Annotated in this window: 23 protein-coding genes; 8 read left to right on the plus strand and 15 right to left on the minus strand. The window is 35.2% G+C overall.

Features of this window, described 5'->3' with window-relative positions; all coding sequences use genetic code 11:
• Positions 1-13 precede the first annotated feature (13 nt).
• Genes murC through mraZ form a run of 10 tightly spaced genes read right to left on the minus strand, consistent with a single transcriptional unit; the run spans position 14 to position 11,502 of the window.
• Positions 14-1,366, minus strand: coding sequence for a UDP-N-acetylmuramate--L-alanine ligase (gene murC / locus ICJ83_RS10060; RefSeq protein WP_188230247.1), 1,353 nt, complete (start codon positions 1,364-1,366; stop codon positions 14-16).
• Positions 1,367-2,479, minus strand: a complete 1,113-nt coding sequence (gene murG / locus ICJ83_RS10065; protein ID WP_188230248.1) for an undecaprenyldiphospho-muramoylpentapeptide beta-N-acetylglucosaminyltransferase — start codon at positions 2,477-2,479, stop codon at positions 1,367-1,369.
• Positions 2,480-2,495: 16 nt separating this feature from the next.
• The gene (locus ICJ83_RS10070) at positions 2,496-3,698 is read right to left on the minus strand and encodes an FtsW/RodA/SpoVE family cell cycle protein (protein WP_188230249.1); all 1,203 of its coding nucleotides are present in this window, start codon (positions 3,696-3,698) and stop codon (positions 2,496-2,498) included.
• A 23-nt stretch (positions 3,699-3,721) separates the two neighbouring features.
• Entirely contained in the window at positions 3,722-5,059 is a 1,338-nt protein-coding gene (gene murD, locus ICJ83_RS10075) for a UDP-N-acetylmuramoyl-L-alanine--D-glutamate ligase (RefSeq protein WP_188230250.1), read from the minus strand.
• A 44-nt stretch (positions 5,060-5,103) separates the two neighbouring features.
• Positions 5,104-6,345 (minus strand): phospho-N-acetylmuramoyl-pentapeptide-transferase, encoded by a 1,242-nt coding sequence (mraY, locus tag ICJ83_RS10080; protein ID WP_188230251.1) that lies wholly within the window; start codon positions 6,343-6,345, stop codon positions 5,104-5,106.
• A 12-nt stretch (positions 6,346-6,357) separates the two neighbouring features.
• Positions 6,358-7,821 carry a UDP-N-acetylmuramoyl-L-alanyl-D-glutamate--2,6-diaminopimelate ligase gene (locus ICJ83_RS10085; RefSeq protein ID WP_188230252.1) on the minus strand — a complete coding sequence of 488 codons (1,464 nt, stop codon included), beginning with the start codon at positions 7,819-7,821 and terminating at the stop codon, positions 6,358-6,360.
• The gene (locus ICJ83_RS10090) at positions 7,818-9,770 is read right to left on the minus strand and encodes a penicillin-binding protein (RefSeq protein ID WP_188230302.1); all 1,953 of its coding nucleotides are present in this window, start codon (positions 9,768-9,770) and stop codon (positions 7,818-7,820) included. The genes ICJ83_RS10085 and ICJ83_RS10090 overlap by 4 nt, the downstream gene beginning before the upstream one ends.
• A 60-nt stretch (positions 9,771-9,830) precedes the next feature.
• On the minus strand, positions 9,831-10,148 hold the full coding sequence (locus ICJ83_RS10095) for an FtsL-like putative cell division protein (RefSeq protein WP_188230253.1): 318 nt from the start codon (positions 10,146-10,148) through the stop codon (positions 9,831-9,833).
• On the minus strand, positions 10,149-11,045 hold the full coding sequence (gene rsmH, locus ICJ83_RS10100) for a 16S rRNA (cytosine(1402)-N(4))-methyltransferase RsmH (protein WP_188230254.1): 897 nt from the start codon (positions 11,043-11,045) through the stop codon (positions 10,149-10,151). It abuts the gene before it with no gap.
• On the minus strand, positions 11,032-11,502 hold the full coding sequence (gene mraZ / locus ICJ83_RS10105; protein ID WP_188230255.1) for a division/cell wall cluster transcriptional repressor MraZ: 471 nt from the start codon (positions 11,500-11,502) through the stop codon (positions 11,032-11,034). The genes rsmH and mraZ overlap by 14 nt, the downstream gene beginning before the upstream one ends.
• Before the next feature lie 296 nt (positions 11,503-11,798).
• Between mraZ and ICJ83_RS10110 the strand changes: the two genes are divergently transcribed.
• From ICJ83_RS10110 to ICJ83_RS10120, 3 genes are all read left to right on the plus strand, one after another.
• Entirely contained in the window at positions 11,799-12,563 is a 765-nt protein-coding gene (locus ICJ83_RS10110; RefSeq protein ID WP_188230256.1) for an alpha/beta fold hydrolase, read from the plus strand.
• Between the two features lie 60 nt (positions 12,564-12,623).
• Positions 12,624-13,220, plus strand: coding sequence for a ribosome biogenesis GTP-binding protein YihA/YsxC (yihA, locus tag ICJ83_RS10115; RefSeq protein WP_188230257.1), 597 nt, complete (start codon positions 12,624-12,626; stop codon positions 13,218-13,220).
• Positions 13,221-13,303: 83 nt separating this feature from the next.
• Complete coding sequence (locus ICJ83_RS10120) at positions 13,304-13,807, plus strand: hypothetical protein (protein ID WP_188230258.1); 504 nt, start codon at positions 13,304-13,306, stop codon at positions 13,805-13,807.
• 13 nt (positions 13,808-13,820) lie between these two features.
• Here the strand turns inward: ICJ83_RS10120 and ICJ83_RS10125 are convergent, their stop codons facing one another.
• Both ICJ83_RS10125 and ICJ83_RS10130 read right to left on the minus strand, forming a co-directional pair.
• Positions 13,821-14,915, minus strand: a complete 1,095-nt coding sequence (locus ICJ83_RS10125; protein ID WP_188230259.1) for an ABC transporter permease — start codon at positions 14,913-14,915, stop codon at positions 13,821-13,823.
• A 9-nt stretch (positions 14,916-14,924) separates the two neighbouring features.
• Positions 14,925-17,069, minus strand: a complete 2,145-nt coding sequence (locus ICJ83_RS10130) for a carboxy terminal-processing peptidase (RefSeq protein ID WP_188230260.1) — start codon at positions 17,067-17,069, stop codon at positions 14,925-14,927.
• Positions 17,070-17,247: 178 nt separating this feature from the next.
• On the opposite strand from ICJ83_RS10130, the gene surE reads away from it, so the two are divergent.
• The 5 genes from surE to ICJ83_RS10155 are packed head-to-tail and all read left to right on the plus strand — an operon-like array spanning position 17,248 to position 22,121.
• The gene (surE, locus tag ICJ83_RS10135) at positions 17,248-18,042 is read left to right on the plus strand and encodes a 5'/3'-nucleotidase SurE (RefSeq protein ID WP_188230261.1); all 795 of its coding nucleotides are present in this window, start codon (positions 17,248-17,250) and stop codon (positions 18,040-18,042) included.
• On the plus strand, positions 18,043-18,324 hold the full coding sequence (locus tag ICJ83_RS10140; protein ID WP_188230262.1) for a hypothetical protein: 282 nt from the start codon (positions 18,043-18,045) through the stop codon (positions 18,322-18,324).
• Positions 18,325-19,437, plus strand: coding sequence for a lipid-A-disaccharide synthase (gene lpxB, locus ICJ83_RS10145; RefSeq protein WP_188230263.1), 1,113 nt, complete (start codon positions 18,325-18,327; stop codon positions 19,435-19,437).
• 8 nt (positions 19,438-19,445) lie between these two features.
• Positions 19,446-20,027, plus strand: coding sequence for a C40 family peptidase (locus tag ICJ83_RS10150; RefSeq protein ID WP_188230264.1), 582 nt, complete (start codon positions 19,446-19,448; stop codon positions 20,025-20,027).
• Between the two features lie 60 nt (positions 20,028-20,087).
• The gene (locus tag ICJ83_RS10155) at positions 20,088-22,121 is read left to right on the plus strand and encodes a ComEC/Rec2 family competence protein (RefSeq protein ID WP_188230303.1); all 2,034 of its coding nucleotides are present in this window, start codon (positions 20,088-20,090) and stop codon (positions 22,119-22,121) included.
• A gap of 4 nt (positions 22,122-22,125) precedes the next feature.
• On the opposite strand, the gene ICJ83_RS10160 is transcribed toward ICJ83_RS10155, so the two are convergent.
• From ICJ83_RS10160 to ICJ83_RS10170, 3 genes are all read right to left on the minus strand, one after another.
• Positions 22,126-22,674, minus strand: a complete 549-nt coding sequence (locus tag ICJ83_RS10160; RefSeq protein WP_188230265.1) for a thioredoxin family protein — start codon at positions 22,672-22,674, stop codon at positions 22,126-22,128.
• A gap of 87 nt (positions 22,675-22,761) precedes the next feature.
• Positions 22,762-24,342: a peptide MFS transporter gene (locus ICJ83_RS10165; RefSeq protein WP_188230266.1), complete on the minus strand. Its 1,581-nt coding sequence runs from the start codon at positions 24,340-24,342 to the stop codon at positions 22,762-22,764.
• 39 nt (positions 24,343-24,381) lie between these two features.
• Complete coding sequence (locus ICJ83_RS10170; protein ID WP_188230267.1) at positions 24,382-25,911, minus strand: peptide MFS transporter; 1,530 nt, start codon at positions 25,909-25,911, stop codon at positions 24,382-24,384.
• Positions 25,912-25,950 lie beyond the last annotated feature (39 nt).

Here is a 25,950-nt window from a genome sequence, read left to right on the forward strand (position 1 = left end):
TATGTAATTCCAATTAACTTTCAACGCTAAACTCCTTTTTTATTCGTTTTACTTCTTCCCCTATATCGCCTGCTCCAATAGTGAGGATTATTTCTGCTCCGCTACTTTGAATTTGACGCAATAAATTCTCCTTTGTCACCAATTGCTTATGGTCGTTCTCAATTTTATCTAATAGCCATTGCGATGTTACCCCTTCTATCGGTAACTCTCTGGCTGGATAAATATCTAACAACATTACTTCGTCGAATTGCGCTAAACTTACGGCGAATTCATCGGCAAAATCTTTTGTTCTACTGTATAAATGCGGTTGAAATACTGCCAACACTTTTTTACCTGGATACATTTCGCGCACCGCTTGGTGCACGGCGTTAATCTCTTCTGGATGATGTGCATAATCATCTATATAAATCAAGTTTTCTGATTTTATATGATATGAAAATCTACGCTTCACACCTTTATAAGATGCTAAAGCTTTGGCGAGCTGCTGGTTAGGGCAACCATATTCCACAGCCATCGCCAAGGCTATTAATGCATTCGACAAATTATGTCTACCAGGCAGGTTAAACTCTAAATTTTTAAGTGTTGTACTGGGCGTTTTTACATCAAAGACGTAAGCACCATTTACTATTCTTATATTTTTTGCGCAGTAATCTGCATCGTCTTCAATACCATATGTAAGTCCTTTTATGGGCAAACCATTTTTAACAAATAGCTTACCATCAGGCTTTACACGCCTTGCAAAATCTTCAAAAGAACGTTTTAATTCTGAAGCATCGCCATAGATATCCAAATGGTCGGCATCCATAGAGGTTATACAAGCCAGATTAGGTGACAGTGTTAAAAATGATCTATCAAATTCATCAGCTTCCACCACAGAAACCTTTGTTCCGTTTAAGATTAAATTGGAATTATAATTTTCGCTAATACCTCCTAAAAATGCGGTAACAGGCACATTACAAGCCTTCATTAAATGACCTAAGATACTCGTGGTTGTAGTTTTTCCATGCGTACCTGCTACAGCCAGACAAAAGGTTTGCTCCGTAATTAAACCTAAAACCTGAGAACGTTTCAACACCTTAAAACCTTCAGATTTGAAATAATTCAATTCCTTATGATCTTTTGGCACAGCTGGAGTATAAACTACTAAAGTCGTATCTACATCGTGAAATTCTGCTGGAATTTGAGCTATTCCATCTTCAAAATGAACTGAAACACCTAAAGATTCTAAATCTACAGTAATATCGGTTGGTGTTTTATCGTAACCAGAAACCCCCTTCCCGTTAGCAACAAAATAACGTGCTAAGGCGCTCATGCCGATACCGCCAATACCTACAAAATAAACCCTATGTATACTGTTTAAATCCATTTAATTTTTAGGCTTTAAAAGCTTTTCAACTTCGTCAGCTATATCTTTTGTTGCATTAACTAATGCTATCTTTTTTATATTGTCACTAAATTCCTTTTGCTTTTTTGGAGAGGCTACTAATTGTGAAAATTTATTCTTAAAATCGACTTCCAGCTCTTCTTCCTTTATAATCATGGCGGCGTTACGCTCTACTACAGCCATGGCATTTTTTGTTTGATGATCTTCAGCAACGTTTGGCGAAGGAATAAAAATAACCGGCTTTCCTACAATGCATAGTTCGGAAACAGAACTTGCTCCTGCTCTTGAAATAACAAAATCGGCAGCAGCATAGGCAAAATCCATATTATTTAAAAACTCATGCACCTGAACATTTACTGTATTATTGTAAATTTTATATTGCTGATAGTACAGCTTACCACACTGCCAAATCAATTGAACATTTTGCGTATCGAAAAAATCAAGTTCTTTTTCAATCAACTCATTAATGCGCCTAGCCCCTAAGCTTCCTCCTATAACCAAAAGCGTTAATTTCCCTTCCTTTAAATTGAAAAGCTTTTTAGCCTCTTCGGTTTTAGAATTAACTTCCAGCAAGCCTTGACGTACCGGATTTCCTGTTTTTATAATTTTATCCTTTGGAAAAAACCGCTCTAAACCATCATAAGCCACACAAATTTTCTGAACATGTTTTGCCAACAGTTTATTAGTAATACCTGGAAATGAGTTTTGTTCCTGAATTAAACTTGGCACTCCATTACTTGAAGCCATATATAATAAAGGCCCACTAGCAAACCCGCCAGTACCGATAGCTACATCTGGTTTAAATGTCTTCACTATGCGCCTCGCGCGATACAAACTACTTATCAATTTAAATGGAAACATTAAATTCTTCATCGTTAATTGACGTTGAATTCCTGAAATCCAGAGTCCCTCAATTTTATATCCTGCCTGCGGAATTTTTTCCATCTCCATTCTATCCTTTGCGCCCACAAATAAAAATTCAGCATCATCATAACGACGCTTCAATTCATTTGCTATAGCTACCGCAGGGTATATATGACCACCTGTACCTCCTCCGGACAAAACAATTTTATATGTTCTTGATTTTTGACTCACTTCTAATTTCTATAATCTATATCGCTTCCGATAAAATCTCTAACGGATTTTCTTCTTCGGTTAATTCTTCTTCTTGCTCTTTTATTTCTTCGCGCTGAGCGCTTACACTTAATACAATTCCAATAGCTAAACAAGTCATCCAAATAGATGTTCCTCCACTACTAATTAAGGGTAATGTTTGTCCTGTTACAGGAAACAATTCTACTGCAACCGCCATATTAATTAATGCCTGAAAAACTATTGGCAAACCTACACCAAGTACGAGTAACTTACCAAAAATAGTATCGGCCTTTTGGGCTACAATTACAATTCTAAATAGCAGCCACATGTACATAATCATAATAAACACACCACCCATAGAGCCATATTCTTCTACGATTATGGCGAAAATAAAATCGGATGATGATTGTGGTAAAAAATTCTTTTGAATACTCTTCCCAGGACCAACCCCTTGAATACCGCCTGAGGCTATGGCTATTTTAGCTTTTTCAATTTGATAATCGGCTTCCGTATCTTCGTCATTGGCAAAATTCTCAATTCGACTTATCCAGGTATCCACGCGATTGGGCATTGCTCCCGGAAACGCCTTTGCTACTAACACAAACATGGTTAAAGCTAAAACACCTGACCCAATAATTACAGCTAAATAACGTATAGGATAGCCTCCTAAGAACACCAACATTAATACCATTAAAAATATTATGGCTGCCGTTGATAAATTAGCAGGCAAAATTAGTGCTAATATTAAAAATACAGGAACCCATAACGGCAATACTGTTTCTTTAAAAGTGACTATTTCATCTTTTATTTTAGACATATATCGAGCCACATACACTAATAAAACAACTGCTGCGAATGTTGATGTTTGAAAAGACATTCCAACAATAGGTATTTGAATCCATCTACTCGCATTTGCCCCATCGATGGTTGTTCCCTGAAGCATAGTTATAGTAAGCAACACTAAAACTACAGGGATCATTATAAGCGACAACCCTCTAAAATAACGGTAAGGAATTTTATGCACACCATACATAATTACAAAACCTAAAAACAAGTGCACAAAATGTTTAATAAAAAAGGCAAATGTATTCGTACTATCGCCTTTATAAGCCAAATTACTCGCTGCACTATAAACAGGCAAAAACGACAGAATAGCCAATAATGCTACTATCGCCCAAATTAATTTATCGCCTTTTAAGTTTTTAAATAGTGCTTGCACTTTTATTTAATTGTATTTAATTTTTATAAATTTCTTACTGCATCTTTAAATTGACGTCCACGATCCTCATAATTTTCAAATAAATCGAAACTCGCACATGCTGGGGAAAGCAATACATTATCTCCCGATTCTGCCAATTTATAAGCCATTTTTACAGCATCGCTCATACGCTCTGTTTCAACAATAGTATCTACCATAGCTCCAAAGGTGTTCAATAACTTTTCATTATCTACACCTAAACAGATAATAGCTTTTACTTTTTCGTTTACAAATGGAAATAACTCCTCATAATTATTCCCTTTATCAACGCCTCCAACGATCCAAACGGTTGGTGCATCCATACTTTCCAGAGCAAAATATGTTGCATTTACGTTGGTCGCTTTAGAATCGTTTATGTACTGCACCTTATTAATTTTAAGCACCTGTTCTAACCTATGTTCAACACCTTGAAAGCTTTCTAAGCTTTCGCGGATAGTCTGCTTCCTAATTTTAAGCAAATGCGCTACGGTTGAGGCCGCCATAGCATTTTTAATATTATGCTTACCTTCTAATGCAAGATTTGTTGTTGGCATATGTATATGGTTATTATCTATTGCTATAATCATGTTTTCCTCATCTAAATATGTTCCCTTTTCCATTTTCTTGGTTATTGAAAATGGTAATAATGTCGATTGAACCGGGTGTTTTTTTAACCATTCTGTAATAACTTCATCGTCCGCATCATATATCAGGTAATCTTCCTTGGTATGATTCTCTGCTATTCTAAATTTTGAAGCAATATAATTTTCAAATTTATAATCATATCGATCCAGATGATCTGGCGTTACATTAAGTAAAACGGCAATTTTAGGTTTAAAGGTTTTTATATCGTCTAATTGAAAACTACTGATTTCTAAAACGTAATTTTCAAAATCCTTATCTAAAATCTGCTTAGCAAAACTATCGCCTATGTTTCCAGCCAAACCAACATTTAATTCCTGCTTTAAAATGTAATGCGTTAACGTTGCCGTTGTTGTTTTACCGTTACTCCCAGTAATTCCAACAATAGTTGCTTTCGTAAAATTTGAAGCAAACTCAATTTCTGAAACTATCGGTATCCCGTTATCACGAATTTGTTTTATCAATGGTGCCGTATCAGGAATCCCAGGACTTTTCATTACGATATTGGCATTTAAAACTTTAGCTACAGTATGCGCTTCATCTTCCCATTCAATCTCATTATGTATAAGAACCTTTTTATAATTTTCTTTTATTTTTCCTTTATCAGAAACAAAAACCTCATATCCCTTTGCTTTTGCTAAAAGCGCTGTTCCAACACCGCTTTCTCCTCCTCCTAAAATCACTATCCTCTGTTTTGTCATTCCGCTTTCAATTCAAAATATTCCTGTCTGCACAGGAATGACTTTTATCTAATTTTTAAAGTAACAATCGATAAAATTGCTAACAGAATACCTACAATCCAAAAACGAGTTACTATTTTACTCTCGTGATATCCTGATTTTTGATAATGGTGATGCAACGGTGACATTTTAAAAATACGACGTCCCTCTCCATATTTTTTTCTCGTATATTTAAACCAACTTACCTGCATAACCACAGATAAATTTTCGGCTAGAAAAATACCGCACAACACCGGTATTAACCATTCTTTACGTACCGCAATAGCAATTACAGCAATGATTCCTCCTATTGTTAAACTTCCTGTATCACCCATAAACACTTGGGCCGGAAAAGTGTTATACCATAAAAAACCGATTAATGCACCAACAAACGCAGCAATATAAATGGTTATTTCTTCTATACGAGGGATGTACATGATATTTAAATATTCTGAAAACACGATATGCCCCGACACAAAGGCAAAAATCCCAAGTGTTAAAACAATAATAGCCGAAGTTCCAGCCGCCAACCCGTCAATACCGTCTGTAAGGTTAGCTCCATTTGAAACTGCAGTTATTATAAAAATGGTCGCTAAAATAAATACAATCCAAGCATATTTTTTAAGACTAGGGCTAATCCAGGTAATTAAATCGGCATAATCAAATTCATTTCCTTTTACGAAAGGAATCGTTGTTTTCGTTGATTTCTCTTCTCCGTTAAATAATTTTGCTGGCGAAACATTAGAATCTTCTGCAATAATTTCCTGCTGTTGTTCTGCTGATATTTTTTCTTTAATTGTAACGTCGTTATGAAAGAACAAGGTCGCGCCAACAATTATACCTAACCCAACTTGTCCTAATACTTTAAAACGGCCTTTTAAGCCTTCCTTATCTTGTTTAAATTTCTTTAAATAATCATCAATAAAACCAATAACACCCATCCAAACAGTGGTTACTATTAACAAAATGATATAAATATTTTCAAGTTTAGCTATTAGCAAAACAGGTATTAACGTAGCTAGAATTATAATAATTCCCCCCATTGTAGGTGTACCCGCTTTTTCACTTTGACCTTCTAAACCTAAATCTCTAATGGTTTCACCCATTTGCTGTTTTTGTAAAAAACGAATAATGCGTTTTCCATAAATAGTAGATATCAGCAAAGACAAAATCATGGCTAAGGCTGCTCTAAAGGTGACAAACCCAAAAAGAGAAGCTCCAGGAAATTGAAACTGTTGTTCTAAATATTCAAATAAGTAATACAGCATCTACTAATTAATTTATTTTTTTAATTGTTTTAAAAAATCATTCACCATTTTAAAATCGTCAAAATCAAAGCGTTCCCCCTTTATTTCCTGATAGGTTTCATGCCCTTTTCCTGCGATTAAAATTATATCATTTGCGTGGGCCATTTGGCAAGCCGCTTTTATAGCCTGAGCACGATCGGCTATAGTTAAAATCTTTTTAAAATTTTGAGGCTCCACCCCTTTTTCAATGTCATCTAAAATGGATTCAGGTTGTTCACTCCTTGGATTATCATTTGTAAAAATTACTTTTGTGCTCAAAGCTGAGGCGATATGTCCCATTTTTGGGCGCTTAGTTTTATCTCTGTCTCCACCACAACCCACAACCGTTATAAGCTCTTCGTTTTTGGTTCTAATACTATTAATTGTTTCCAATACGTTTTTAAGAGCATCGGGGGTATGTGCGTAGTCCACAATAGCGGTAATTTTTTCTTTAGAAACCACATACTGAAAACGTCCGCTAACACTTTCCAACTCACTAATTAATCGAAGTACCTCAACTTTTTCCAAGCCTAACAAGACAGAAGTCGCATATATAGCTAAAACATTATAAGCATTGAAACTACCTATTAGACGAGTCCAAACTTCAGATTCATTAATTTTTAGCAATAAACCACCAAACTGGTTTTCTAAAATCTGAGCTTTATAATCAGCATAACTTTTTAATGCATACGTAACCTTTTTAGACTTTGTGTTTTGCAACATCACCAAGCCGTTTTTATCGTCTATATTAACCAATGCAAAAGCATGCTTAGGCAAATTATCGAAGAATGATTTTTTAACATCACGATATTCGGCAAACGTATTATGATAATCTAAATGATCATGCGATAAATTTGTAAACACACCACCTTCAAAATGTAATCCGGTAGTTCGATGTTGATGAATACCATGCGAGCTCACTTCCATAAAGCAAAATTCAACACCTTCATCATTCATCAATTTCAAATACTTATTGATGGTTAACGAATCTGGCGTTGTGTGAGTTGCTTTAAACTCTTTATCATCTACCATAATTTTAACAGTAGACAACAAACCTACTTTATAACCTGCCTTTTTAAACAACTGATACAACAAACTGGTAACCGTTGTCTTACCATTAGTTCCGGTTACCCCTACTAATTTCAGGTTTTCTGATGGTGTACCGTAATAATTCGATGCCATAACAGCCAAGGCTTTATGAGTATTATCCACCTCAACATAAGTAACACCATCTAGCAATTGTTCTGGCATGCTTTCGCAAACTACGGCTACAGCTCCTTGTTTTACCGCCCCATCAATAAACTTATGCCCATCAACAGCACTGCCTTTAATAGCAACAAAAACGTCTTTGCTTTTAATGTTTCGTGAATTGAAATCAATAGCAGAAACATTTACAGCTGTATTACCTACAACGGCGTTTATAGTAACTTTATATAATATGTCTTTTAAAGCTATCATGAAGCTGTTAAAATGATGGTTTGATTATTCTTTAACTTTATATTCTTATCAATAGACTGGCTCTTTACTATACCATGCCCTTGTAATTTTACTTTTATATTCACCTGCATATTTTCTAATAATGCAATAGCATCCATAGCTGGCAACCCTATTACATTAGGCATTATTGTTTTATAGGTTTGTGCTGTTTCATAAAACCCTTTAAACTCTTTTTCCACCGAAGCACGTTTTACCTCAAGCGATTCCACTTCATCAATTATCGGTGTATCGGTGTGAATTTTTTGCGCAATCCTTTTAAACACGGGCCCCGTAACATCGGCACCGTAATACCCTTTTTTAACACTTGGCTTATGGATAACTACAATGCAGGAATACTTAGGGTTATCAGCTGGAAAATAACCTGCGAACGACGAAATATAGCGTCGGTTTTGCTTCCAGTCATCCATCCAGTATTCGGTTTGTGCCGTTCCCGTTTTACCCGCCATTGAAAAATACGGCGAATATAAGGAACGTCCTGTTCCCCGCTCAACAACATGCTTCAAAATATTTTGAATTTCTTTTAGCGTTTTTTCTGAACAAATTTTATCACCTTCACCATCTCTATCGAAAGACTCTACAACCTGATCTAACTCTTTCACTTCTCTTATAAATCGAGGCTTAACCAAAACACCATTGTTAGCAATAGCATTATAAAAGGTTAAGGTTTGTAATGGTGTTAATTTCAAATTATACCCATAAGCCATTGAAGGTAACGCATTCCGACTCCATAGTTTATCACCCGGCTTTGGAATTACAGGTTCTCCCTCACCAATTATGGGCAATCCTAAAGGCTTGTCTAATCCCCAATCCTGAAGATGCTCAACAAATTTTTGCGGTTTCTTAGCATACCCATCATCGATAATCGTTGCCAATCCAATATTAGAAGACACCTCTAATGTTCTGGCTACGGAAATTTTCCCGTGGCCATGAGTATCATAAATACCACGGCGATAAAACTGTTTATACCCCATTTTGGTATCAATTACGGTAGAAGTATCAACCACTTTATCTTCTAAAGCCGCCATTAAAGCCATCACTTTAAAAGTAGATCCTGGCTCATGCGCTTCACCAACGGCATAATTTAAGCGTTCGGAATACTTCCCATTTTTATTTCTACCTAAATTAGAAATCGCACGAATTTCACCGGTTTTAGCTTCCATAACTACCACACAACCATGATCGGCTTCATATTCTTCCAACTGTTTCAATAAAGCGTGATGTGCGATATCTTGAATATTAACATCTATAGTAGTATACACATCGTAACCATCTTTAGGCTCTATTTCATTAGCATCACTTAAAGGCTTCCATTGCCCTTTTCCTATTTTTTGCTTTTTGCGTTGCCCATCGGTTCCTCTCAGGTATTTAACACCAAAAGCGCCATCAATACCGGCGCGTGTTACATTTCCATCATCATCAAAACGCTCATACCCAATTGAGCGTTGTGCAATAGCCCCCATCGGATGCTCTCGCTTGGTAGTTTGCTCCACAATTAAGCCTCCTTTAAATGCACCAAGTCTTAACATTGGAAAATTCCTTAAGCGTATATAATCGCCATAACCGACATTACGCGCTAATAGAAAAAAGCGATTTCGGTTGGCGCGTTCTTTTCGTAATGTTTTTTGATAATAGGATGATGATCGCCCAGAATATTTTGATAACGAATCGCAAAGTGGAATAAGATATGCTTCAAAAGTTTGATTTGTTGGCGTTAACAAATCTATGCGCACATCATATTTAGGAACCGAAGTTGCCAACAAGTTACCATTTACCGAATATACATTACCTCGATTGGCCGGAATTTTAACGTTTTTAATTACACGCGTATTCGCTAGAGCGCGGTACTTTTCACCTTGCAAAAACTGAATACTAAACAATTTAAACAGCACAGCAACACCAAAGACGAACATACATCCTGATATAAAATACAAGCGGTTTAATATGTTTTTCTCCTTTACTGCCAAGTGTTATTAATTTTGCGATTTAATTTTTATTTTTTTTGGCGGAATCACAGATGGCGCAATCCCTTTATCTCTCATTGCGCTTATTACCGCCGACTCCATTTTAAGTTTCATTAACTTAGAACGACCATCAATAAATGCCGACCGCATTTCGTTAACTTCATTTTTCAACCGTGCTATTTCATACACCTTTTTATCAGCACTATGCGAACTTGCTATCATAACTATCGCTAATACCGAAATAAAAATGATAATTCTCCAGTTTTTAAAAGCATCATCGCTAACTAAAAATGTTCCTTTTAATATGGCGTATATATTGCTTTTCATTTATACTTTTTCTGCTATTCTTAATTTCGCACTTCTAGCCCTACTATTTAGCTTTATTTCTTCTTTTGAAGGCACAATTAAGCCTCCAACTTTTTTAAACGGCACTTCAAAGTTCCCAAACATATCGCGCTCTGGCTCCCCCTCAAACAGACCATTTCTTATAAAACGCTTCACCAAACGATCTTCTAGTGAGTGATATGAAATTAAGCTCAATCTTCCCTTTTCATTTAATAATTCAGGCGCTTGCAACAACAATTCCTTAATGACTTCTATTTCCTGATTCACCTCGATTCGTATGGCTTGATAAATTTGTGCCAAAATTTTATTCTCATGTTTAGGAGACAAAAATTTCTTTAAAGCACTCTTTAATTGATCGCTGGTTACAATTGGCGCCTCTTCGCGTTTTTCAACAATCAACCTGGCCATAGCCGCTGCCGACCTCAACTCACCATACTGCGACAAAACCGCTCGCAACTTCTCTTCCTCATAATCATTAACAACATGGTAAGCCGACAATTCGTTATTTTGATTCATTCGCATATCTAAATCTGCCTCAAAACGTGTAGAAAAACCACGTTCAGCAACATCAAACTGATGCGATGACACTCCAAAATCACCTAAAATCCCATCTACTTTTCTTACACCATGAAATCTTAAAAAGCGTTTTATGTGCCTGAAATTTTCATTTATTAAGGTAAATCTTGAATCATCAATTTTATTTTCAATTGCATCTAAATCCTGATCAAAAGCGAATAATTTACCCTTATCACTCAGTCTACTTAAAATTTCTTTACTATGTCCACCTCCGCCAAAAGTGACATCAACATACACCCCGTCAGGATTAACATTTAATCCATCAACTGTTTCTTTTAACAATACAGGGTTATGATATTCCATAGTCTTCTTCATCTTGCCCCATCACTTCTTCAGCTAAATCAGCAAAATCATCAGCTGCATCATCAATGGCTTGTTCATACAATTCTTTATCCCATATTTCAACGATATTTATGGCCGAAGCCACAACAATTTCTTTTGAAATACTAGCAAACACCGTTAAATCTTTTGGAATTAATAGACGACCGTTCGCATCTACTTCTACAATTTTAACACCTGCAGTAAAACGACGAATAAAATCGTTATTTTTCTTTTTAAAGCGGTTTAGTTTATTCATTTTTAGCATAAGGCGTTGCCATTCTGCCATAGGATACAATTCTAAACACTTTTGAAATACCGACCGACGCAACACAAAACCCTCTTCCAATATAGAAGACAACTGTTTTTTCAACGGCGCAGGCATCATAAGCCTACCCTTGGCGTCTACTTTACAATCGTATGTTCCTGTTAATAAGTCCACTATAGTTTCTAAAAAGCGTTAACGGTTTGTGTTTCAAATATATTGAAAATTTTACCACATTTTACCACATTTTACCACTTTGTTAATAATTTTTCGATTAAGAGACACCAAAATTTGTTTTTATGCACCCCCAAACCCAATGAACACTAATAATCAACACATTACACCTGAACAACGAAAATTATTGAATTTGTTAACATCTTTACTAAAAACTATATTTTTTGAGAAAAGCTTAAAAACGTAGTTAGTATAGATGAAATAACTATATTTGTTTTTAAAGTAACGACAACTGATTAATGACGCATCGTTTAAAAAAAGAAAAGAACTACAGCTATATTGAAGCTGGCGAAGGTACGCCAATTATTGTATTACACGGCTTAATGGGCGGATTAAGTAATTTTGATTCGGTTATTGAACATTTTAGTCAAAAAGGCTATAAAGTAATCATCCCCGAACTACCCATATACTCCATGTCTCTACTGAAGACTAATGTTAAAAATTTCGCTAATTATCTGCACGATTTTATTGAGTTTAAGGGTTATGAAAATGTTATTTTGTTAGGAAACTCTTTAGGCGGCCATATTGGGCTTTACCATACTAAATTATACCCTGATAAAGTAAAAGCATTAATCATTACAGGAAGCTCTGGTTTATATGAAAGCGCAATGGGTAGCGGATACACCAAGCGCAGTGATTATGAAGTTATCAAGAAAAAAGCACAAGATGTTTTTTACGATCCTGACATTGCTACAAAAGAAATTGTAGACGAAGTTTACGCTACCGTTAACGACCGTAATAAACTAATAAAAACTTTAGCTATTGCAAAAAGCGCAATACGCCACAACATGTCTAAAGATTTACCCAATATGCAAACACCAACTTGTATTATATGGGGTAAAAACGACACCGTTACACCTCCAGAGGTAGCCGAAGAGTTCAACGAACTTTTGCCAAATTCCGATTTGTATTGGATAGATAAATGTGGGCACGCTGCTATGATGGAGCACCCTCAAGAATTCAACAAAATTCTTGAAAACTGGCTAAACACAAAAAATTTATAGCCTTTTAATTTAGGTTTAAACCCAACACACACATTTCTGTGTAATCAACATAAAACGCGCATGCAAATAAAATCTGCAGAATTTGTTATGAGCAACTCCGACGTTGCTAAATGCCCAAAAAGCATGCTTCCGGAATATGCATTTATAGGGCGAAGCAATGTAGGAAAGTCGTCGCTTATAAACATGCTAACCCATCGTAAAAGTTTAGCAAAAACATCGGGAAGACCAGGAAAAACACAACTCATAAATCATTTTTTAATAAACAAAAACTGGCATTTGGTAGACTTACCCGGTTATGGCTATGCACGTGTTTCAAAAAGCACAAAAAAGGTATTCCAAAAATTCATTACCGCTTATTTTAGTCAAAGAAAACAACTTGTAACCGCTTTTGTTTTAGTTGATATTCGACACGAACCACAACCCATAGATTTAGAATTTATGCAGTGGTTAGGCGAAAATGGCATTCCGTTTTCAATAATTTTTACCAAAGCCGATAAATTAAAACCTAAAGCGATAGACAATCACGTTGAAAAATATAAACATGTACTTTTAGAAACCTGGGAGGACATGCCAAACTATTTTGTAACCTCATCAAGTAAAGAAATTGGTAAAGACGATGTTTTGAATTACATCGACGAACTCAATGGAAACCTGTAGACTGATTTTGTTTAAAATTTCCTTTGTTTTTTAAAATTGATAATTTTAATTCTCTCAAAATCCTTAATAACATAACCTACCATATGAAATTTTTCGCCCTACTTACAACTTTATTGTTAACCCAGTTTACAGCCTTTGCTCAAATTGAAGGCATTACAGAAGTATATACAACACCAAATAAATTATTGCAAACCATAGGGCTAGTAAATGCGTTTCTTGATAACGCCGATACTGCTCCCTTAGCTCCTGATTGCAAAGCCAACAGATCTATTAAGAAACAAAAAAAGTGTACTGAAAAATTTATTTACAAAAATATATCTAATTCGATTACACCAGATAAAATAGCCAATATTGGACTATCTAAATTCTCTACAGAAATTGACTTTATAATAAACGAATTAGGAGAAGTTATAGTAACAAATATAACTGGAGATTTTGAAGCCATTAACGACAGTTATTTTATCGCTTTAAAAAATCTACCTAAATTCATTCCTGCTACCAAAAACCGAAAACCAATAAAAGTCCCCTTTAAAGCTACTTTTAAACATACTAGATTAGGAAAAATAACAAAAATGTCGCTAAAGTAACTATTTCCCATATTTAATTTTTCACATCCAAGGCATCTCGAAGGGCATTACCTATAAGCATAAATGCCATAACTAAACTCATAATACAAAGCCCAGGAATAAGAGCTAAATAAGGTTTTCCAAGAATAATATAATTATAGTGATCTTTTATCATGGCACCCCAGCTTGCCATCGGAGGCTGGGCTCCTATCCCAAGAAAACTCAACCCACTTTCAATTAAAATAGCCGAAGCAAAATTGGCCGCAGATATTACAATTACAGGCGCCATAATATTTGGTAAAATATGTTTTGTAATAATTCTTAAATCGTTAAATCCTAAAGCCCTAGCTGCTGTAACGTATTGTTGTTCTTTTACACTAATTACCTGTCCACGTACAACTCGAGCCACCTCAACCCACATCGTTAACCCCACCGCAATAAACACCTGCCAAAAGCCTTTACCTAAAGCCAGTGTAATAGCTATAACCAAGAGTAAAGTTGGAATGGACCAGGTTACATTTATTATCCACATAATTATTGCATCAACTTTACCTCCAAAATAGCCTGCAACACTTCCCATAAAAACACCTAAAACGAGAGAAATAAATACAGCAACAAATCCAATAAAAAATGAGATTCTTGCCCCTACTAAAACCCGACTTAACAAATCTCGCCCATATTTATCGGTACCAAATAAAAAAGTTTTTTCAGTTATAAAAGGTTTAACTGAATGATTAGGAAATACATCTAAACTAATCTCTTTTTCCACACCTTTCAGTCCGTCGGATGCATACTCGGTATAAACTAATTTATCTTTGAGCAACCTAAAGTCTGATATGGGTATTTCGGTATCGGTAGATTGGGTTCCGAAAAATAGTTTTTCAATAGCATTTTGATCGTTCTTTAAACCAGAAGGGATCGTTAAGATATTTATTTTAAATCCTGGCTTTTTAGAGTGTATAGCCAAATGCATCTGATTGGCATGCTGAGAGCTATCGGGTGCAAAAGCATAAGCAAATACAGCAACTATGCCCACAAGAATTACAAAGACAAAACTTAAAACGCCCCAAAAGTTTTTTTTAAACCTTTGGAGCGCCAAATGTTTCAACGAGTTGGATTTATAACTCATACGAACGCGTTATTTTTTTACCTGAGTAGACGCGGCAGCTATCTTTTTTAAACGTTGAGAAGCCTTTATATCTTCAAGAACATTCAAGGCCTCTTCAATATAAACATCTTGACTTAAACTTTCATGCCAGCGTTTACGTTTTTCCTGTAAATCTGTCGTATCTTGTTCAAAAAGCGAACGTTCATATGAGGTAGAATTAAAGGTTAAGTTTGTTTTATAATCTGAAATAGCATCGAATCGTTTCGCTTCCTCTTCATTTAAATCTAATTCTGCTTTGTACTTATTAAAGTTTAATGACACTACAGTTTCATCAATTTTACTTTTAACCCATTTTGCATTGTCTTCAATAAGTTTTAATTGCGAATTGTTTTTCATACGCTCTTCGCTGCTTTTCACAATCGCGTCATAATCAAAATAATCCCAAGGCGTATAATCTGCTGAATCTATTTCATCCCATGGCAATGGGTTTTCTTTATCTTTTTCCCCTACTTCAATAAAACTGAATCGTCCAGGTACTTTAACATCGCTTTTTACACCTTCCAGTTGTACCGAGCCACCATTTATTCTGTAATACTTTTGAGTTGTTAAGGCCAATGCCCCTAAATCGCCACTAGTATTATTTCTTAACATGGTATTTAAATTAATTACATTTTGAACGGTCCCTTTACCGTAGGTTTGCTTGCCTCCAATTATGATTGCCCTTTTGTAGTCCTGCATAGCTGCCGCCATAATTTCGGATGCTGAAGCTGATATTTCATTTACCAAAATCACCAACGGTCCATCCCAAGAAATTGAACTATCATTATCCTCTAATACTTCTTTTGCTTTTCCGGTAGAACGCACTTGTACCACTGGCCCATCTTTAATAAATAAGCCGGCCATATCTACAACCGTTGGTAACGAACCACCGCCATTATTACGTAAGTCCAAAACCAATCCTTCGATTCCTTCTGATTTTAATCGAGCGATTTCAGTTTTTACGTCCTTAGCCGCATTAATGTTTTTATAATCTTTAAAATCGACATAAAACGCTGGCAAATCAATAATACCAAACGTTAATCCATCTTTTTTAACGACAGAAGACTTTGCATAGGTATCTACTAATTCGATAACATCTCGAACCAGAGTTATATCCTTAATCGTACCATCTACTTTTTTAACTGTTAATGTTACTTTGGTCCCTTTAGGGCCTTTAATATATTTAATTGCATCATTAATTCGCATACCAACAATATTTACTGGTTGGTCTTCGTCTTCCTGCTTAACTTTGATAATTAAATCTTCAACTTCTAATTCCTGGCTTCTCCATGCTGGTCCACCCGAAATAAGTTTAACTACCTTGATGTAATCGTTTCGCTTTTGAAGTTGTGCCCCGATACCTTCCAATTTACCTGACATACGCTGATCGAAATCCTCCTTATTGTTTGGTGCCAAATAATAGGTATGCGGATCGAACTCTTCAACAATTGTGTTCACATATATACCAAACCAATCTTCGCGTTGAAAATCTTCCAAATTATCGTTAAAATAAATTTCGATAGAACGCAATGTAGATTCACGCGCTTCCTTTTCCATTTCTGCCTCGGTTTTCATAACATGAGACGGATCTTTTTCTTTTAACCTTACTTCATCCTCGTAGATATCGTCGTAATTAGAAAGTGTAGAAAATTTAAGTTGACGTCTCCAACGCTCTTTCATTTCAGCCTTATTCTTAACAAAACCTGTTAATTCATAATCGGTATTGAAATCCTCGTCAATTGAATAATCAAACGGTTTAGATAACACTTCTTTATAAATCTCTTTGGCTTCTGCTATTCGTTTTATTAAACGCTCATGAACCACATTAAAAAACGTAATATCACTAGCCTTAATTTGATCATCAAGTGTTAATTTATACTTTTCAAAATCTTCAAAGTCCGACTGATAAAAATAACGTTTAACCGGATCTAAAACATCCAAATAATCTTTAAATAATTCTTCAGAAAAAGAATCATCAAACACTAAAGGATCATAATGTCCATTTTCTAACACAAAGGTTATTACCTGAATCAAAAGTTTATCTTTATCAGGGTTATCAAACTTTTTGGTAGTAAAACTGCATGATGCAAAGCCCAACAGTAAGGCTAATAAAAGCACATTATATTTCCTTCTCATAATATTTTTCATTCGTTTAATATTCAGCGACACTTAGAATGTCCGACATTTTTTTACTAAAATAAAGAAAAATATAAGCCAACACAGGCATTTGCTACTAATTTTTTGTTAAACCGAATAATTAAAGTGTATCCTACAGAATTTATGTATTTTAGCCAATGAAAATTCTACACACCAAATGAAAAAAAGACCGCTAATACTTGTTACCAACGACGATGGCATAACTGCTCCGGGTATACGTGCCTTGATTTCAGTTATGAAAACCATTGGCGATGTGGTAGTTGTAGCTCCAGATAGCCCACAAAGCGGCATGGGCCATGCGATTACTATAGACTCTACATTGTATGTTGAGCAAGTAAAAGTTGATGATGGATCGCAGGTTGAATACAGCTGTTCAGGTACGCCTGCCGATTGCGTTAAGCTCGCCATTCGAGAAAAATTAGATCGCAAACCCGACTTATGTGTTTCTGGCATAAACCACGGTTCGAACTCGTCGATAAACGTCATATACTCCGGTACTATGAGTGCTGCAATAGAAGCTGGAATTGAAGGCATTCCAGCCATTGGTTTTTCATTACTAGATTACAAGTGGAGTGCTAATTTTGAAGCCTCAAAAAGCTACGTAAAAACCATTACAGAAAACGTTTTGAAACATGGTTTACCTAATGGTGTTGTTTTAAACGTCAACCTTCCTAATTTACCAAAAGAAGACATAAAAGGGATAAAGGTTTGCCGACAAGCCCGAGCTAATTGGGTTGAAGAGTTTGATAAACGTAAAACACCTTCTGGTAAAGATTATTATTGGCTTTCGGGCCGCTTTGTTAATTTAGATGGTGGCGAAGATACCGACGAATGGGCTCTTGAAAACGGCTATGTATCCGTTGTTCCTGTTCAATTTGATTTAACCGCGCATCATTACATTCAAAATTTAAACTCCTGGAATTTAAACGATACTGAAACAAATTCAGCATAAATGAAAAGAGAATTATTAATAGGTATGTTGGTAGGATTAATTGCCAACGGCATGGGCTTAATTTTAACCGCCACAATTTTAGGGCAAGGCGAAGATTTTACTACAGTAATAAAAGCTGCCCACAACGAAGGGTTTTTAGGTAAACTTATAAGTTTAGGAGCTATTCTAAACCTAATTGCCTTTTTTCTTTTTATTAAGAAAAGACAAGATTACAGAGCAAGAGGCGTATTAGTCATTACGGTTTTTGTAGCAGTTTTTACATTTGTTTTTAAATTGTTTTAAATGAAGTATTACATTTTAGCTGGAGAAGCATCGGGCGATTTACATGGCTCTAATTTAATGAAAGCATTATTTGAGGTTGACCCAAATGCAGACATTAGATTTTGGGGAGGCGACCTTATGCAAGCCGTTGGAGGCACTTTAGTTAAACATTACAAAGAACGCGCTTTTATGGGCTTTGCCGAAGTAATCATGAATTTGAATAAAATATTCAAACTCATTGCCTTTTGTAAAGAAGATATTAAAACCTATAATCCAGATGTCCTTATTTTTATTGACAATTCAGGTTTTAATTTGCGCATTGCAAAATGGGCAAAACAAGAAGGCATAACTACCAACTATTATATTTCGCCCCAAGTTTGGGCGTCTAGAGCTAAGCGTGTTTTCGACATAAAAAGAGATATCGACGCGATGTATGTTATTCTTCCTTTTGTTGAAGCTTTTTATAAAAAATACGATTATAAAGTAAATTTTGTTGGACACCCACTTATTGATGCGATTTCAAGCAGGAATCAGGTTTATGAAAGCCAATTTAGAAAAACCCATAAACTAGGAGACAAACCAATAATTGCCTTATTACCTGGAAGTCGCAAACAAGAAATTAAAAATATGCTTTCGGTGATGTTAGAAATGGTAAATGATTTTGACGCATACCAATTTGTTATTGCTGGTGCACCTAGCCAGGATTACAGTTTTTACGAGCCATTTATAGCCGCTAATAATGTGAAATTTATAGCCAATAAAACATACGATTTATTAAGTATTTCCTCGGCTGCCCTAGTCACATCGGGAACGGCTACTTTGGAAACTGCATTATTTAAAGTCCCTCAGGTTGTTTGCTATAAGGCAAATGCCATTTCTTATCAAATTGCTAAACGCATAATAACTTTAAAGTTTATTTCGTTAGTTAATTTAATCATGGATAAAGAAGTCGTCACAGAGTTAATTCAGAACGATTTCAACAAAAAACGACTTAAAAAAGAACTTTCTCGTATTTTAGATGAAGACATTCGTCGTAAAATTTTCCTCGATTACTACGAATTAGAAAAAACACTTGGAGGGAAAGGCGCCAGCAAAAAAACGGCGCAATTAATTTATAATTCAATAAAAAATTAAATTATTATATGAAGCGTATTGGAATTTTACTGTTATTAACACTAAGTCTTTTTAGTTGTAAATCTTCCAAACGCTCTAAACAAAAACCCTCTAAGGACTCACAGGTTGTTATTAATGCTAAACGCGCTTTAGATAATTACGATAACAATCTGACCAATATTGAAGTTATTGAAGAGCCAAATGAACCAAAATTAGCCGAAGAAGCAGACACCAAAGCAATTGCTATAACCCATTATGCCTTACAATTTGAAGGTGTTCGTTATAAATGGGGAGGCACAACTAAAGCAGGAATGGATTGTTCCGGTTTAGTTTTTGAATCGTTTAGAGCCCATGATATTTTATTACCAAGAATTTCGAGAGATATGGCTAAAAAAGGAGACAAAATAACCATACGGAAAGCTCAAGAAGGCGATTTACTGTTCTTTAAAACCGGAAATAGAAGAAATACAATTAATCATGTTGGATTAGTTATAAACACACAAAAAGACATACAATTTATACATGCTACCACACGTGGCGGAGTTATCATATCTAAGTTGTCTGAAACATACTGGAATGACGCTTTCGTAGAGGCTCGGCGCATTTTGTAATATTTATCTTATATTTATTGAGTATTTACATTGACTCATAAGGTCAATTATTCCAATACTGTGAACGAACTCAATACCCCAATTATTAAGTTAACCTTTTGCTTGGTAACAGGCATTATTCTTAACCGCATTTTTCCTGTTTCAATTGCTGTTAGCTTCTTTATTGCATCAGTCTTTATCATTGCATTATCAATCAGCTTCTTTATTGCAAAAAGTAAACTAGGAAAAACTATTTGGTTCGGACTCTTTTCTTATCTAACCATGATTTGCATAGGGGTAATAACTTCAAACATTCACAATCCATTAAACTATAAAACTCATTATTCAAACTACACACAATCTGAGGCTGCTACGTTAATAACATTTAGGATTCGCGAAGTTTTAAAACCTAACCAGTATTATTCAACTTATGTCGTTGATATGCTTGAATTAAATCAAAAACACGTTTCTGGCAAGGTATTATTCAATTTAAAAACAACAAACCATCCGATTAATATAAAAGTTGATGACATTTTTATCACTAAAACGATATTCCAAGAAATAAGATCTCCGCTAAATCCTGGCCAATTTAACTACAAAAGTTACTTGAGCAACAAATACATATTCCACCAGATTTCCTCCGAATACAAAGAACTTCTCAAAGTAGGCAACCATAAGTTTAGCCTCTTTGGTGTCTCTGACAACTTAAGAAGACACATAAATTTACGCTTAAAACCATACAATTTCAGTCGGGACGTACTAGCTATAATAAATGCTTTAGTTCTGGGTCAACAGCAAGATCTTAGTAATAACATGTATAGCAGTTATGTATCTGCGGGAGCTATCCATATTTTAGCCGTATCTGGTTTACATGTCGGCATTATACTTTTAATTCTAAATTTTATTTTAAAGCCGCTAGATTCTTTAAAGTACGGAAAGCGTTTAAAAACTGTTATCATTATATGTTTGCTTTGGAGCTTTGCGCTAATTGCAGGGCTATCGGCATCGGTGGTACGCGCTGTGACTATGTTTAGCGTATTAGCTATTGCAATGAATTTAAAACGCCCAACAAACACCTATAATACACTATTTCTTAGCATGTTTGTAATTCTATTAGTAAAGCCTTCATTTCTATTTGAAGTGGGATTTCAATTAAGTTATTTAGCCGTACTTTCAATAATATCTGTCGACCCCATTTTATATAAATTATGGTCTCCTAAAAACAAGGTTCTAAATTTTTACTGGCATACTTTTACCATTACCATTTCTGCTCAAATAGGCATATTACCGTTGAGCTTATTCTATTTTCATCAATTTGCCGGCCTTTTTTTCATCACCAATTTAGTGATTATACCTGTATTAGGAATTGTACTGGCTTTAGTTATCACCATTATTGTTCTTGCGGTTATAAATTCATTACCTCAATTTTTAGCCAACGGTTTAGAAGTTATAATCTCAGGTTTCAACTCTTTTATACAGTGGATTGGAAGTTATAGACAATTTGTAATTACCGATATCCCGTTTAGTATGTGGCAAGCTTTAGCTTGTTATATTTTAATTATTGCTGGAATGGGATTGTATACTAGAAAAGATTACCGAACATTATCGTTTTTTCTCATTGCTGTTCTAGGCTTACAAATTACATATATCAAGCCCTATATATCGAATCAAAACAAAGAGTTTATAATTTTTAACAGCAGAAGAAACACCTTAATCGCACATAAAATAAATCACACATTATACTTTGCATCTGAAATTGACAGTGTATCAAAATATCAAAAAATACTCAAAGATTATGTGGTATCCAAGCATATTCACAAACTAGAAAAAGGCCCCATTAATAACTTTTACCCTTTGAATAACGATGTTTTACTCATAGTTGATAGCTTAGGTATTTACCAATTAACATCTTGTAAACCAAACTATATTTTACTCAAGCAGTCGCCAAAAATAAATTTAAACCGATTAATAGATTCAGTTCGCCCAAAAACTGTAATAGCCGACGGCAGTAACTTTATAACTTATGTAAAGAATTGGCAACAGATTTGCCTAAAAAGGAACATCCTTTTTCACTATACGGGTGAAAAAGGGGCCTTTATTTTATCGTATAAATGATATATTAACCTTTAAATTCTGGTTTAAACGCCTTATAGTAGTCATTAAATTTTTCCTGCGTATCCATATCTTTATAATCGTCATTTTTGAAGAGTTTTAAATACAACTCGAGCTGTGTTGGTTGTTGATAGCCTCTTATTGGAGCAATCAACTCGCCCTCTTCATCCATAAAAACTATTGTTGGATACGCACTCACCTGAAAATACCTTGTTAATTCGTGCGGTGAATTTCGTCGATTAGCTAACTCTGGTTTATATCCGGGATTCGCAAAGGTCTTCCCTTTATAATTAACCTCTTCATTACCTTCGGCATCAAATTTTACTGCATAATAATGTTTATTTACATAATCTACAACATCGGCATTATGAAACGTGTTCTTATCTAACATTTTACACGGGCCGCACCAGCTGGTGTAGACGTCCATCATTATTTTTTTAGGGGTTTTCTTTTGCAACTCTAAAGCTTGCTCTAAAGTCACCCAATTTATTTCCTGCGCAACACTGTGCATTGAAACAAACAATAACAGCATTAACATAATTGCAATTCTTTTCATAACTAACTTGTAACAAAATGTATGCCTAACTTACAAAAAAAGCTCCATAACCGGAGCTTTTTCAATGTATTTTACTTTTATATTCGATTAACGCACACCGTGCATAAGTTTTTTCATAATTGGTGTTAACCCCATAACTATAAGGCCTGCTACAATAGGTACCACAGTAAAAATCAAGAAGAAAGTACTCATATCATAAGCAGCTGTAATTTTATCAATAAGTCCTCCCATGGTTCCTGCTGCCTTATTACCTAACCCGATAGCTATGTACCATAATCCAAACATCATTCCTATTTTCGCTGCTGGCACTAACTTACTAACATACGATAAACCTACTGGCGATAGAGATAGTTCCCCTAAAGTATGTAATAAATATGCCAGTATTAACCATACAATACTAACCGAGGCAGTTTGCGCCCCTTGAGGAATACTTGCTGAACCATATGCTAATACTCCGAAACCTAACCCAAGTAGCACAAGCCCTATTCCGAACTTTACTGTTGCAGGTGGATTAAATTTACTTTCCCAGATCTTGGACACTAAAGGAGCAAAAGCAATAATATAAAAAGAATTTAATATTCCGAACCATGACGCGGGAATCTCTGTATTTTCCTGTGCAAATTGCGCTTTTAACATATAGATAACAATAGCCCATATTATGGCAAAACTTAATCCGAGAGCTAAGTTTGATATTTTATATTTATTAAACGTAATTTTAAACAATTGAAATAAAACATAAGTTATAATTAACAATGGCACCACTGTTAATAAAGTATTTGCTATTCTAAAAGAGGTTGCAGCACCACCTTCTAAAACACGATTCGTATAATCGGATGCAAAAATGGTCATCGATCCACCTGCCTGTTCGAAAGCCGCCCAGAAAAAAATCGTAAAGAATGCTAAGATCCCAACAACGATATATCGGTCTCTTTGTACTTGTGCCGGAACCACAACCTCTTCTTCGGTTGTTTCGGTTTCACCTATATTTTCAATGTCCTTATCAAAATCTATAGTTGCCTTTGGAGAAAGACCAATTCTTCCAAAAATACCTTGAGCCAGCCAAAACTGCACCATACCCAAAAACATGAATATACCAGCTAAACCGAAGCCATAATGCCATCCTATAGATTCTCCTATATAACCACAAAGTAAAATTCCTAAAAAGGCTCCAGCATTTACACCCATATAAAAAATGGTAAAAGCACCATCTTTTTTATCTTGAGCATTTTTGTAAACACCATTTATAATTGAGGTAATATTCGGTTTAAATAATCCGTTTCCTGCTACTAAAAGACCAATTCCTAAATACAGACTCCATGGCGTATCGAGCGCCATTGCAGCATGACCTAAGGTCATAATTAAAGCGCCTATAGCCACTGCTTTTCTATATCCGAATAATTTATCGGCTAAAAACCCTCCTAAAATTGGAGAAAAATAAACTAACATTGTATAAGTACCATAGAGACCTAAAGCATCTTCTCTACTCCAAGCCCAACCACCATCCATAATGGCTGATGTTAAAAAAAGCACCAAAATAGCACGCATTCCATAATATGAAAAACGTTCCCACATTTCAGTAAAAAACAATACAAATAATCCTGAAGGATGTCCCATCAGTAATTTTCGGTTCATATCCGACCCCTCAAATCTATAGTTCTCAGTACTCATATAAATTATATTACTATTTAATCTTTTTAATATTAGTTTTTAAGCCTCGTGCATTTCGCGTTCGTTATCTTCTGCACCATGTGTTAATCGTTTCAATGGTTTTAAAATCAAAATAAATAGACCTCCTACTATTACGGTAAACACAAGAATTCCAGTAAACACCGCATATTCTCCAAATTCAGAAGCAGATTCCCCAATTATTCCAGCAACTTTATTTCCTAATCCACTTGCAGCAAAATAAACACCCATCATTAATGATGCATATTTAACAGGAGCTAACTTGGTAATAAATGATAGTGCTACAGGCGAAAGACATAACTCTCCAATGGTATGAAAAAAATAAGCTAATACTAGCCATATCATACTAGACGAACCAGATTGTTCGAACTGCATTGCCGCAAACACCATAAATAAAAACCCGAAGCCCATAATGATAATACCCGTTGCCATTTTAAAAATAGACGACGCCTCTCGGCCTTTAAGTTTTCTTTTTGCCCATAAATTAGCCACTCCGGTAGCAAACAAAATAATAAAGCCTGCATTTAAACTTTGAAACATTACAGTAGGTATTTCAAACAAGCCAAAAAAGTTTCTGTCAGTTTTAGTGTCGGTGTAAAGATTCATTAATCCACCAGCCTGTTCAAAAGCTCCCCAAAAAATAATTACCATGATAAAGGATAAAAGCAATACTAAGAAACGATCTTTATAAACCTGACTATTTAAATCCTTGTAAATCATCATTAAAAGAGAGGTTATTAAAGTTAAAAACAAGAATAACAAGCCATAAGCCCATCCCATAACATACCATCCATAAAAAGAAACAAAAAGTAATATTAGGGCAACAATTAATTGTTTTGGGGAATTAAACAATTTAGAATACAACTGTCCATACGATACATCGTTAGTGTTATCTGAGGCTGGCTCCAGGTTACCTACTTTAACTAAATATTTCTGACCTAATACATAATTTACTAATCCAATAAGCATAACAACTCCAGCTAAACCAAATCCGGCATGCCACCCCCACTGAGCGACTACAACGCCTACTAACATGGTAGCCAAAAATGACCCTAAATTGATACCTATATAAAAGATACTAAACCCTTTATCTCTACGAATATCACCTTCTTTATAAAGGCCTCCAACCATAGTTGAAATGTTAGGTTTCAGTAATCCAACTCCCAAGATAACTAATCCTAGTCCGGTATAAAATGCCCATATATCTGTAAGTACGAGTACCCCATGCCCCAGACATAAAATAATAGCACCCCATAATACAGCCTTTTTCTGCCCTATTAATTTATCTGCTATCATACCTCCTGGAATAGACATTACATAAACCAGCATGGTATACCAACCATATAAAGCTAAAGCTTCCTGACTCGTCCAGCCCAATCCGGCTCCCCTGGCATCATCACCTAATGTCGAGGTAGTCATGTATAACACCAATAACGCTCTCATACCGTAATACGAAAAACGTTCCCACATTTCTGTTAAGAATAGAACATATAGTCCTATGGGTTGTCCGAATAATTCCTTTTGATGTGGCTTTAATGCTGTTTCTGTCATAATGCTTGGTTAATTATTAAAAAAGCTAAGCTGTAATAT

Source organism: Aestuariibaculum sediminum, from assembly GCF_014596945.1.
GTDB classification, from domain to species: Bacteria; Bacteroidota; Bacteroidia; order Flavobacteriales; family Flavobacteriaceae; genus Aestuariibaculum; species Aestuariibaculum sediminum.